This window comes from Segatella intestinalis (assembly GCF_029348455.1).
Lineage (GTDB): Bacteria > Bacteroidota > Bacteroidia > Bacteroidales > Bacteroidaceae > Prevotella.
Genome location: NZ_JARJVV010000002.1, coordinates 103245 through 115697, shown reverse-complemented (window position 1 = coordinate 115697; position 12453 = coordinate 103245). Strand labels below are relative to the sequence as shown.

Sequence of the window (12453 nt, the reverse complement as noted above, 5' to 3'; positions counted from 1 at the left end):
CACTTAATTACGGCTGCAACTTACAGCCACCCCATTTATCCATACTTTAACTTACAAAATATTATTTTTAGTTATTCTGAAATTAAGAGGTTATCGCATGACTGAGGTATTAAGGAATCAATTCCTCGAACAAAGATCATCTGTAATGGAAGTTAAACTCGTTAAAGGAAGTTAGAGAATAGGTTGTCTTCACCATGGAAAAGAGAAAAAGGCGTACCTTTACAAAAAATAACACGCAAAATAAAAACAAAGCAGAAAAAAGAAAAGAGAGAAATATTATGAAGAAAACATTCGCATTATTATGCTTTCTGTGTGCATTCATCATGAATGCCACGGCACAGACATGGGTAGGAACCTGGGCTACAGCTCCACAAGCTGCCGTGAAGAGCAAAGTGTTATACAGCAATACGCCCCACTCCATCAGACAAGTGGTGAAGGTATCATTGGGCGGCGAGGTGATACGACTGAAACTGAGCAACATCTACAGTTCTGAACCCGTGATGATACGTTCGGTCTATATCGCCCATGCCAAAGACTCATTTGGCGTAGACGCCAAGAGCGCTGAGTACCTGAAGTTTCACGGCAAGTACAAGACTGTAATTCCTGCTGGCAAGGCGATAGAGAGCGACCCACTGAAGTTCAACCTCAGACCTTTGGAGCGCGTTGCCATTACCATCAACTACACCTCATCGCCAGCCAAGCCTACCATGCACCCTGGCTCCCGCACCACCTCCTATATCATGAAAGGTGTCACCAATGCTCACTCCAATTTCAAAAAAGCACAACGCGTGAACCACTGGTACACTATCGCTGGCATTGATGTGTACACGATGAAAAACAACCTGAGCGCCATTGCCATCATAGGAAACTCAATAACCGATGGTCGCGGAACAACCGACAATGCACAGAACCGATGGCCCGACATCATGAGCGAGATGCTGCACCTGAAACATAAGATTACCAATCAGGGCGTACTCAACTTAGGTATCGGATCCAATCAGGTGGTAGTGCCCGGAGGAATAGGGACATTGGCCAAAGACCGATACGACCGCGACATCCTGGGACAATGCGGTGTGAAGAAGGTGATTATCTTCGAAGGTGTCAACGATATAGGAAACACTAAGAGCGGAAACAGCGAGACAACAGCGCGACTGCTGATAGAGAGTTATCAGAACATGATCAAGAAGGCAAAGGCCAAGCGCATGAAGGTGTATCTTGCCACCATCACGCCTTTCAAGGGTGCAAGCTATTACACTTATTTCCACGAGGCTTGCCGACAATACGTGAACGACTGGATACGCAGTCAGGGCAAGGAGAAAAAGGTGGATGGCGTGCTCGACTTTGCCAAACTGATGCAAGATTCTGCCGATGAGCACAGAATGAAGAAGGAATATGTATGCAGCGACTGGCTGCATCCCAACGCCGCAGGATATAAGGTAATGGGAATCTATGCGGCAGAAATAGTCAAATAGATTTGGAGGAGTTAAAGGAGTTAAGGCACTTGAGGTTTGGAGGAGTTAAGGAGTTAAAGGAGTTATCGCTCCCTGCGGTCGCTGAGGAGTTAAGACAACAGCTTTTTTGCTTAGCCTTCAAACAATAAGGCATTTGTCTTAACTCCTTTAACTCCTTAACTCCTTAACTCCATGAAATAACTCCAAAAAATAACCCCTTACTTCAATACAATCTTGCAGTCTTCCAGGCTCTCAACCGTAGCGAGCGCCTCATAGCGCATTCCCTCACGGCGCAGGAAGTCGCCACCATGCTGGAAGGCTTTCTCAATGATGAAGCCCATCGCCTCTATCTTGGCGCCAGCCTTTTCGCAGAGTTCCATCACGCCCTTGGAAGCATTGCCATTGGCGAGGAAGTCGTCGATAAAGATGACATGGTCGTCGGGAGTAAGATAGCTGTCGCTCACACAAACCGTATAGTCGCGGTCCTTGGTGAAAGAGTGAACCACAGAAGTAATCATACCCTCCATCGTCTTGGGCTGTTTCTTCTTGACGAAGACCACAGGAAGATGGGTCAGATAACCTACCATGATGGCAGGAGCGATACCCGATGCCTCAATGGTAATGATCTTGTTGTACTTAATGTCCTGGAACAGACGAACAAACTCCTTCGCCAAATCCATCATCAAGATAGGATCCATCTGGTGATTTACGAAACTGTCTACTTTTAAGATTCCACCAGGAAAACATCTGCCTTCCTGCATAATTCTTTCTTTCAGCAAATCCATTATGAATAGAATTTTATAGTAATATTAGCAAATAATTCTCTTTTTATTGTTCCAGATCCTTTGGCAACACGAGGTTGAGAACCACAGCAAGCAGGAAGACCACAGCCACGCAGTTGTCGGCAAACACCGTGCGGACAATCTCAGGGAAGATGTTGAACATGCCTGTAGCCTGGGTGAAGCCAAGGCCTACACTAAGCGAAAGGCTCACGATCACCATGTTGCGCTGTGAGAAACCCGTACGCGCCATCATACCGAAACCGGCAAAGAGGATGCTACCAAACATCATAATGGTGCAACCGCCCAAAACAGCCTGAGGAATGGTGGTGAGCACATAGCCTATGGCAGGGAACACGCCACCGATAATCATTATCAAGGCTCCCATGGCAATGGTGAAACGGTTGACCACACCCGACATGGCTGCCAATCCCACATTCTGACTGAACGAGGTGATAGGAGTACAACCGAAGAGACCAGACACCGTGCTGACGAAACCATCGCAGCAAACGGCAGAGCCCATCTCCTTGGTCTGAGGATTGCGCTTCAGCGCACTGTTGCAAAGGGCAGAAGTATCACCTATCGTCTCTGTGGCTGACACAAGATAGACGGCTACCACCGAGAGGATGGCACCGATATGAAACTCGGGAGTGAAAGGCAGAAGCTGGGGCAAGGCAACGAGCGAGAGACCGGTGAGTCCGCTGAAATTGACCATACCCATGAAGCAGGCAAGAATGTAGCCTACGATCAGACCCATAAGAACAGACAGCGAACGGAGGAAACCCTTGGCAAAAATCTGGCAGAGCAGACAGGCCAATAAGGTGACACTTCCAACAATCCAGTTGTTCACACTGCCGAAATCTGCAGCACCCTGTCCTCCAGCAAACGAGTTGGCACCTACAGGAAGTAGGGAGAAACCAATGGCGGTAACCACCGTAGCAGCCACAACGGGCGGAATGAGTTTAATCCAATACTTGGCAAAGAGTCCAAGCGTTCCCTCTATCAATCCACCAATGATAACCGCACCAATGAGGGTTCCCATGCCCTGAGAACCGGCAATGGCAATGGCCAGAGAAAGGAAGGTGAAGGAAATACCCATCACGATAGGCAGGCGCGAGCCAATACACCAAACGGGATAAAGCTGTACCAACGTACCGATACCGGCTATGACCATACAGTTTTGGATAAGCACGGCGCTCACTGAACTGTCCAAGCCTACGGCTCCGGCAAGAATCATAATAGGAGCAATGTTGCTCACAAACATGGCCAGCACATGCTGAAGACCGAAAGGAAGTGCTTTGGCGACGGGCACTCTGCCGTCGAGCTTGTAGAGATTTTCTATTGACTGTTCCATTGTCACATATATATAATTTCAGAAAGATGCGGCAAAAGTACAAATAAAATCCGAGAAATACACCCCTTTCATCGCATTATTTGAACAACAGGAGAAAAAATATGCATCAATAATTTTGTTTTCACTGCAAATAACTGTACTTTTGCATCATCATTCCGGATAAAACAACAAGCAATGGAAAATCAATACATCAAGCAGTTCCCTGACCTGATGCAGGGCAAGAAAATCATGTATGTGCACGGCTTCCTCTCCTCGGGACAGAGCGGCACGGTAAAGATGTTGCAGGAGTTGATGCCTAATGCCACACTCGTGGCTGAGGACATTCCCGTGCATGCCGAAGAAGCCATAGAGATGCTGCGGGATATGCAGCAGAGGGAGAAACCCGACCTGATTGTAGGCACCTCCATGGGTGGTATGTTCACTGAGATGCTCCATGGCACCGACCGCATCTTGGTAAACCCTGCTTTCGAGATGGGCAACACCATGAGCAGTATGACGGGAAAACAGGAGTTTCAGAACCCGCGCAAGGACGGAGTGCAGGAGCTGATGGTGAACAAGGGACTCATCAAGGAGTACAAGGACATTACCGCCCTGTGCTTTCAGAATGTAACACCCGAGGAACGAAACCGTGTCTACGGACTCTTTGGCGACAAAGACCCTGTGGTTCATACCTTCGACCTCTTCCACGAGCATTATCCACAAGCCATCCGCTTCCATGGTGAGCATCGGCTGATAGACAAGGTGGCATTCCATTATCTCGCACCCGTCATCCGATGGATAGACGACAAACAGAACGGAAAGGAACGCCCCATCGTGTATATCGACTTCGATGCCCTGCACGACAGTTACTGGAAAGCCACCAGCTCAATGCACAAGGCCTATGAGATGCTGATAGAATATTATAATGTGTACATTGTGGCACAGGCACCCACCAACGACCATGACTATATGGCTCGTGTCATAACCTGGGTAGAGGAGTACCTATCTGCCCCAGCCTACAACCACGTCATTTTCTGCAACCAGAAGGCATTGCTCTATGGCGACTACTTCATCGACCCCTGTCCCGACAAGGGCTTCATGGGCACAGCCATCGAGTATGGCAGCGATGAATTCAAGACTTTTGAGGAAATCATCACCTTCTTCGAGCGCTTGGGAGGACAATAAAGATCCTCTCCTTATTCGAACTCGATGAGGAAATCGGTGAGCGACTTGTCGGTAGGAATGCCCAACTTCTTTCTGAGTCGGTATCTTGCACCTTCCACACCACGGATGGTAAGGTGAGTGAAGTTGGCAATATCCTTCGTATTCAGGTTCAGGCGCAAGAGGGCACACACTTTCAGGTCGTTCGACGTGAGGTCGGGATATTTCTCACGCAGACTGCGGAAGAACTTCTTGTGTATCAGGTCGAAGTTGTTTTGGAACGTATTCCAGAACAAGTCGTTGTCGCCACTCTTCATCTGCAACAACAGTTTGCTGGCATTCTTGGTGGTGATGGTTCCCTTGCGCATGCCTTCAAGCAAAGTTTCCTTCGCCTCACTGATGGAGTTGTTCATCGCCACCATATCGAAAGCCATGCTTGCCACGTCCTTTCCCTTAAGGGCGAGTTCGTTCTCCAAGAGTTGCTTCTGCTGTTCGGCAATGATGCGTTCCTGTTCCAACGATTTCATCTTCTGCTCCATCAACTCTTTTTCGGCAATCTTCTTATTGCGACGAATAATCTTGTTGGTGCGCCAGCGGGTATAGCCATACACCAAAGCTGAAAGCAGCAACAGATACATCAGCCACGCCCACCATGAGAGCAGGAAAGGTGCGGGGAAAGAGAAACAATAGACAAGAGGCTTGCCTATGATGTCGCCCTTGAGGTTTTTGACCACCACCGTCAGTTCATAATCTCCAAAGCCGAAGTTGCTGTACACGATCTCTGGCGAATAGGAAGACTCGGTAAGCGTATTGCCTCCACCCTTCAGCGTATAGCAGAACAGCAGCTTGTCGTTATCGTAGTTGGGGAACGACACCCTAAGCCGAATGTTACCCCATGCCTTCACCTTGCCATCGCTGACCACAGGCAGCTGATGCGCCACATTATCACGGTCCTTTGTCGTCACCTCGCTGAATGAAGCCTGATAGCAGGCGGGCTTCTTTCCCATTTCAGCACCTGTGCCCAAATATCTGCCTATACCATCGTTGAGGAAGAAATAGGTGGCACGACCCGAAGCATACATCGAATGTCCATAGATGTTGCACTCCTGCCCAAACGAAGAGTTGGAGATAAAGAACACAGGCAGGTTCTCCTTACTGCCCGAATGCATGAGCCAATAGCCATCGCTATTGAGCAACCAGAAGGTTTTCTTATCAAAGAAGGCAGACGACACGATGCCCATGTCGCTCAACCTGCCGCAACCATAATAGGGCAATATCTGCTTGCGTATATCATCGTAAGTAAAGAGACGGCCACCATACGAGAAGACCACACGTCCCATGATGGTCATCACATGGAATGCATCACCCTTGCTATTGGGCAGCGAAGAATAGAAGTTCACCCTTTCGAATCGCCTCATATCCCTGGAAAGTTCCAGTCGATAGAGACCTTTGCTCATGTGGGCTGCCCAGATGACACCCTGGTTGTCTATTTCTATCTCTCTGATAGGAGCACCGAAGCCTTTCACCGTCCAACCATAGCGCCATTTGTCGCCATCGCGTAAATAAATGCGGAAACTGTTGTAGGAAGACTCTATCAATGCATGCTGACCATAATGCTGATACTCACGCATCATAGTACTGCCCTGATTATCGTTTAAAAGGTCGAAAGACTGATTGCCCACAAGGGCCTTTGTGCCTAAATTGTTGCCGGCAAACACCTGGTTGTCAAACTGAGATACATACCAGTTTTGTCCTTCGCAGCCATTCACTGGAACTATATTGTGTTCCTTCATGTCATATCGCCACACCGACTGGTTGGTGGCAATATACATATCGCTTCCCAATGTGGCTATATCGTAGACCATACCGATGCCCTCGAGTCTCATCACCGAGAGGGGCAAACCCGTATGGATAAGGGCGATGCCATTGTCCAAGGCTGCCCATAAGTTGCCCGTTCTGTCCACCAGGAGGTTGAGCACGGTATTGTTTCCCAGTCCGTTAGCCTTGCTGTAGTGCCACAACACCTTATTGGTATTGAGGTCGATGGCAAAGATTCCACTCTTGATGGTTCCCACCACCAAGGTATGCTTATTGAGCATGACAGTACGGTTGATCAAGGCTTGTCGGAGCAAAGCATCGACATCAGTACGAACAGGCTTCACCTGCTGTCCGTCGTATAGGAAGAGTCCATTCTGGTTGGTGGCCAACAAGAAAAGACTCTTGCCCAACTGGTGCAAGCCCATCACATGATCGTTGCCATAGTCTCTACGATGTAGAATGGGGGGGTAATACGTCTTGCTGACCCGGCACAATCCGTCGGAAATCAATTGAGCATAGAGCTGACCGCCTGTTTGGAAAAACCAGAGCGGCAGATGCTCCTTTATATAATAAGGTGTAACTTTCTTGCCATCGTAAACGAAATAAGAGCAGAATGACTGGAAGTAAATATGTCCATCAGCACCCTTCACGATATTCCATATCTCGTCATTATGCGACTGATATTTTTTGGGCCAAAGAGAATGATACACCATCTTACCCCATTCATCACGCACAAAATAACCGAAGTCGGTATAAGAGCCGACATAGATACGGTCGCCATCAGCAAGAATTGATCGCACCAATCCCTTGCTGGGCAAGGCTATGGTGCGCCACGAATAGCCATCAAAACTGAGCACACCATTATTGTTGGCAAAGTACATAATGCCCCTATCATCCTGCGTACAGCACCAGTTCTGCATGCCATAATGATAAGTGAACGAGTTATAGTATGAGATAATAGGCATAAAAATCTGTGCCTTTGTCATCATTGGACATAGACAAAAGATTAACATGACAAGCCATAAAAACTGCTTTTTCATTCTTTGATTTAGACGGGTTTGTGGTTATGTATTTGCAAAATTAATAAATTTATACCATCTACCAAAGAAAAAAGGCAAAATTTTGTTGTTTCCCTATCTTTCTCTTTTCCAAACATTTAGAAATTGGCATCGTAGTAAAATCGTAGTGCCAAGAAAGCGCATCGTAGTTATATCGTGGCAACAAATTTGCCCAAACCTTTAAAAAGTATTTACTTTGCACTGCAGTTTTGAATTAACAATTATCTTAAAACAAAAAAACATGAAAAAGAACCTATTATTATTCATTTGCGCTTTTGTAGCCCAGCTGGCATTTGCCCAAGCTCAGGCTGTCAAAGGTACTGTCTTGGATAGTTCTGGCGAACCAGTCATTGGCGCCACTGTCAAAGTACTCGGTACAAAGCAAGCTACCGTTACGGACATAGACGGTAACTTCACCATCCAGGAAGTTAATCCTAACGCATCTATCAACATTTCTTATGTGGGTATGCAGCCTGTTACCCTCAAGGCTTCAGGCAACCTCAATGTCACATTGAAGGATGATTTCCAGAACCTCAACGACGTAGTTGTCATCGGTTACGGTTCTGCAAAGGCCAAGGACCTCACCTCACCTATCACCGTGGTTAAGGCAGCCGACATCCAGTCTGTTCCTTCAGCATCGCCTATGACAGCCCTTCAGGGTAAGGTGGCTGGTGTGAACGTTGTAAGTTCAGGTGCACCTGGTAGCGCACCTACCGTTCGCATTCGTGGTGCTGGTTCTTTCAAGAACTCTTCACCTCTTTATGTTGTTGACGGAATGTTCTATGACGACATCACGTTCCTTAACAACGACGACATTCAGGACTTCACCATTCTTAAGGACGCTTCGGCTGCTGCCATCTATGGTGTGCGTGCAGCAAATGGCGTGGTGCTTATCACTACAAAGAAGGGTGCTAAGAATCAGAAAGCACAGATTACATACGACGGCTATGTAGGTTTCCAGAAAGCCTCCAACGTATTGGAACTGTGTAACGCTAAGGAATATGCTACTATGATGCTTGAAGGTAACTACGATGCTTATGTTTCTCATTTCAAGAAGAGTATCGACAACTATGGTGGTAGCTATTCAGATCCAGATTTCCACAACTGGACTTACAACACCGACAACGATTGGTATGATCAGATGCTTCGCACAGCCCTCATCACCAACCACAGCCTAAGCATTGCCGGCGGTTCAGACAAAACCACTTATTCTTTGGGTGGCAGTTACCTCTACCAAGATGGTATCATGGATGTTGACAACAACTATAAGCGCCTCAACTTCCGTGCTGCTGTAGACTATAACGCAACCAACTGGTTGAAGGTGGGCTTCAATGGTGTATTCAGTCAGTCAGAGCAGCAAGTGCCAAACAATGCCGCTTGGCAGAAGGCATTTAACTGTCCTCCTATTGTGGCTCTGTATGATAAAAACAATGACAAGGCCTTCCCGAACAAGTATGGTTCACCCGACGTATTAGGCTACTCTTCCAACTTCTACAACCCAATTGCTTTTGCTGAGTATTACGACTCTAAGAACGAAAGCTATCAGGCACTGACCAATTTCTATGCACAGATAGACTTTATTCCTAACAAGTTGAACCTGCGCAGTAACTATTCTTACAGTTTCCTCTCAACACAAGGTCGCGAGTTTACACCTGCTTACTATGTGAGCAGCTGGCAGCAGTCAACAACAACCAAATTGAGTAAGAGCGAGAACAAATATTACAACCGCATCTGGGATAATACATTGACTTACAACGATCAGTTTGGCAAGCACAAGGTAGGTGCCATGGTTGGTATGTCCATGCGTGAGGAACAATGGCGTAATCTCAATGGTTCTGCCAGCAACGTACCCGATGGCGAGGATGAATACTGGTACATTAAGAACGGTGACGCTACTGGAGCCACAGTAGGCGACGACGGCTATTGCTACCGCGGTCTGTCTTACTTCACACGTCTCAACTACAACTACGATGACAAGTATATGCTCGTCTTCACCATGCGTGCTGACGGTTCTTCAAAATATCAGGAGAAATGGGGTTACTTCCCATCAATCGGTGGAGCCTGGGTTATCTCACAGGAAAACTTCCTGAAAGACCAGAAATGGCTCGACATGCTGAAACTTCGTGCAAGCTGGGGTAAGCTTGGTAACGACCACATCGCAGCTTCTGATGGTTTCAACTCTATAAGCACAGGTAACAAATTCTCTGGTGTATTTGGTAACACCACTATTCCTGGTTATGAGAACTCAAACTACTTCAGTTGGCTGAAGTGGGAGGTTGTAGAGGAGTGGAATGCTGGTTTCAACCTCATTGCTCTCGACAATCGTTTGAACGTTGATATCGACTATTTCCACCGTATGACCAACAATGCTGTGATTTCTCCATTGTTGCCTTTCAGCACACAGACATTGGCTGGCAACTATGGTAAGATTTTGAACCAAGGCTTTGATATCACTCTCAACTGGAACGACAGAATCGGCAAGGACCTCAAATATCGTGTTGGTGTCAATATGTCAACTCTTCGCAACCGCGTAAAGGAGCTTAGTGGTCATAGTATCATCAGAGGCGGAAAGACCGTGAATATCGTAGGCAAGGAGATGAATTCATTCTACGGATTCAAGATGATTGGCGTTTACCAGACACAGGAAGAGGTTGATGCTGACCCTATAGGCAAAGCCAATGGTTGCCAACCTGGTGATTTAAAGTATGCAGACCTGAACCATGATGGTGTGCTCGATGGTAATGACCGAACCACATTGGGTTCATATATTCCAAACTTCACTTATGGTATCAACCTTGGATTAGAGTGGAAGAACTTTGATTTCGAATTGACAACTTACGGACAGACTGGCGCACAGATGTTCAACCGCAAGCGTGCTCTACGTTATGCTTCACAGAACTACAACTTTGATAAGGATCAGTATGAGAAGCGTTGGACAGGTCCAGGCTCTACCAACTCTGCTCCATCTGCTGCGGCACTGCTTCGCACATGGAACGTGAGCGACCAGAAGTACAGTTCTTACTTTGTTGAGAGCGCTGACTACTTCCGCATCCAGAACATTACATTGGGTTACACCTTCAAGAACTTGAAGTTCGGAACATACACATTGCCATCTGTCCGTCTCAGCATGACGGCCGATCGTCCATTCACTACATTCAAGGCAAACACCTTCTCACCAGAATTGACCGATCCAGAGGGATGGGATACCGAAGTATATCCTCTGACTTCTACCTACACGTTCAACGTGAAAATCAATTTCTAAAGATCAACCTCAATTAAAATTTGCTACATTATGAAAATTATCAAAAATACAATCATATTAGCGGCAGCTGCCCTCATGATGGGCGCAGTTTCGTCATGCAGCGACTATCTTGACAAGACGCCGGAAGGCAAGGTTCCTGACACACAGGTCGACTATGCCAACTTAGACAATATGTATCAGCCCGCATCTGGTATGTATGCCCGCTTCCGTAATAGTGCTCTGCACTGGGTAATATGGGAGATTACAACCATTCGTGATCAGGATGTGTTCAGCGGTCAGTGGAATGGTAGCGACTATTACAACTTATCAGAGTATAAGTATAACGACTCTTTCTGGGGCTTCAACGAAATATGGATGCAGTATTATAACATCATCAAGAGCGCCAACTCAGCCATTGAGGCTCTTGAGGGCTATGCTCAGCACTGCACCACAGAAGCTCAACAAAAGGCCAACCGTGCCTACATTGGTGAGGTAAAGTTCATGCGTGCTTACGCTTACTTCCGCCTCATTCAGGCATTCGGAACTTGCACTATTCTGCGTGATAACAACCAAAGCGATCTGAGACGTTCTACCACAGAGGCTGTTTATAAGTATGCTTTGGAGGATTTGCAATATGGCATGGACAACATGCCTCGCATCCGTCCTAACCAAAGCGAGCACAAGGGTGCTGTAACTGCATTCACTGCTGCCACATTAGCTGCTAAGATTTATCTCAATCAGGGCAACTACCAGAAGGTGGAGGAGCTGACCGATGACATCATCGCACATGGTAACTTCCATCTCTATCCAGACTACTATCAGTTGTGGAAAATTCCTGGAAAACTATGTGACGAATCTATTTTCGAAAGCCAGTGTACAGACTTCGGCAACGGCTCAGGCGAGTTGATAGACCCCGACCAATGGTTTGGTTGTCAAGGTCCAAACAACTCAGGCAGCAACATCTCAGGATGGGGCGACTGCGGTATCTTGAAATCGTTCCGTGACTGGGCTTATGGCCGTGGCGAGACCATTCGTGCAACCACATCGTTCTTATTGGCTGGCTCAACCACCCCCGATGGTGACTACATCAAGCCTCAGGACAATCCTACAAAGACCGATTGCTGGAACGGCAAGGCTTATACACCAACCACTCAGCTCACTCCTGGACGTACAAAGTATGGCACAAACAACAACATCCGAGTACTTCGCTATGCAGATGTCCTGCTGATGAATGCAGAAGCAAAGGTTAAACTTGGTAAGAATGGAGATGGTCCTTTCAATGAAGTTCGCCGTCGTGCTCACATGCCTGAGCTTACTAATGTTACCTTCGACCAGATTATTGACGAGCGCCGCATGGAGCTCTGCTGCGAATGGGGTGAGCGTTACAACGACCTCGTACGCACAGGCAAGGCTGCCACTGAACTTGTAGGTTGGTCTAAGGAGAAGGCTCTTATCCCACTACCTTTCAATCAGGTAACAGCAACTCCTGACCTTCTGAAGGATCCTATCGACGAATAACGAGAAAACGTCATTCATATTGAATAATTCATAAGCTCTATTTCGATTTCATGAGCCAGTCCTTCGTTACAGAAGGCTGGTTCATGAATCTTCC

7 protein-coding genes are annotated in these 12453 nt (G+C 47.0%); 4 read left to right on the top strand and 3 right to left on the bottom strand.

Annotation, left to right across the window (positions count from 1 at the left end):
* Window positions 1-278: 278 nt before the first annotated feature.
* Window positions 279-1472: an SGNH/GDSL hydrolase family protein gene (locus P3T48_RS01575; protein ID WP_276505365.1), complete on the top strand. Its 1194-nt coding sequence runs from the start codon at window positions 279-281 to the stop codon at window positions 1470-1472.
* Between the two features lie 197 nt (window positions 1473-1669).
* On the opposite strand, the gene xpt is transcribed toward P3T48_RS01575, so the two are convergent.
* Together xpt and P3T48_RS01565 are read right to left on the bottom strand one after the other, a co-directional pair.
* Entirely contained in the window at window positions 1670-2236 is a 567-nt protein-coding gene (xpt, locus tag P3T48_RS01570) for a xanthine phosphoribosyltransferase (RefSeq protein WP_022252325.1), read from the bottom strand.
* Between the two features lie 43 nt (window positions 2237-2279).
* The gene (locus P3T48_RS01565; protein WP_276505364.1) at window positions 2280-3584 is read right to left on the bottom strand and encodes a nucleobase:cation symporter-2 family protein; all 1305 of its coding nucleotides are present in this window, start codon (window positions 3582-3584) and stop codon (window positions 2280-2282) included.
* A 174-nt stretch (window positions 3585-3758) separates the two neighbouring features.
* On the opposite strand from P3T48_RS01565, the gene P3T48_RS01560 reads away from it, so the two are divergent.
* Window positions 3759-4748 carry a YqiA/YcfP family alpha/beta fold hydrolase gene (locus tag P3T48_RS01560; protein WP_276505363.1) on the top strand — a complete coding sequence of 330 codons (990 nt, stop codon included), beginning with the start codon at window positions 3759-3761 and terminating at the stop codon, window positions 4746-4748.
* An 11-nt stretch (window positions 4749-4759) separates the two neighbouring features.
* Here the strand turns inward: P3T48_RS01560 and P3T48_RS01555 are convergent, their stop codons facing one another.
* On the bottom strand, window positions 4760-7507 hold the full coding sequence (locus P3T48_RS01555; RefSeq protein WP_276505362.1) for a helix-turn-helix and ligand-binding sensor domain-containing protein: 2748 nt from the start codon (window positions 7505-7507) through the stop codon (window positions 4760-4762).
* Between the two features lie 334 nt (window positions 7508-7841).
* On the opposite strand from P3T48_RS01555, the gene P3T48_RS01550 reads away from it, so the two are divergent.
* Window positions 7842-10862 carry a SusC/RagA family TonB-linked outer membrane protein gene (locus P3T48_RS01550; protein ID WP_276505361.1) on the top strand — a complete coding sequence of 1007 codons (3021 nt, stop codon included), beginning with the start codon at window positions 7842-7844 and terminating at the stop codon, window positions 10860-10862.
* Window positions 10863-10892: 30 nt separating this feature from the next.
* Window positions 10893-12359 carry a RagB/SusD family nutrient uptake outer membrane protein gene (locus P3T48_RS01545; RefSeq protein ID WP_276505360.1) on the top strand — a complete coding sequence of 489 codons (1467 nt, stop codon included), beginning with the start codon at window positions 10893-10895 and terminating at the stop codon, window positions 12357-12359.
* Window positions 12360-12453: the final 94 nt, after the last annotated feature.

Coding starts and splice junctions, on each gene's coding strand:
- P3T48_RS01555 (WP_276505362.1), bottom strand. CDS start 7,507: ATGCCTATTATCTCATACTATAACTCGTTCACTTATCATTATGGCATG.
- P3T48_RS01575 (WP_276505365.1), top strand. CDS start 279: ATGAAGAAAACATTCGCATTATTATGCTTTCTGTGTGCATTCATCATG.
- P3T48_RS01550 (WP_276505361.1), top strand. CDS start 7,842: ATGAAAAAGAACCTATTATTATTCATTTGCGCTTTTGTAGCCCAGCTG.
- P3T48_RS01545 (WP_276505360.1), top strand. CDS start 10,893: ATGAAAATTATCAAAAATACAATCATATTAGCGGCAGCTGCCCTCATG.
- P3T48_RS01560 (WP_276505363.1), top strand. CDS start 3,759: ATGGAAAATCAATACATCAAGCAGTTCCCTGACCTGATGCAGGGCAAG.
- P3T48_RS01565 (WP_276505364.1), bottom strand. CDS start 3,584: ATGGAACAGTCAATAGAAAATCTCTACAAGCTCGACGGCAGAGTGCCC.
- xpt (WP_022252325.1), bottom strand. CDS start 2,236: ATGGATTTGCTGAAAGAAAGAATTATGCAGGAAGGCAGATGTTTTCCT.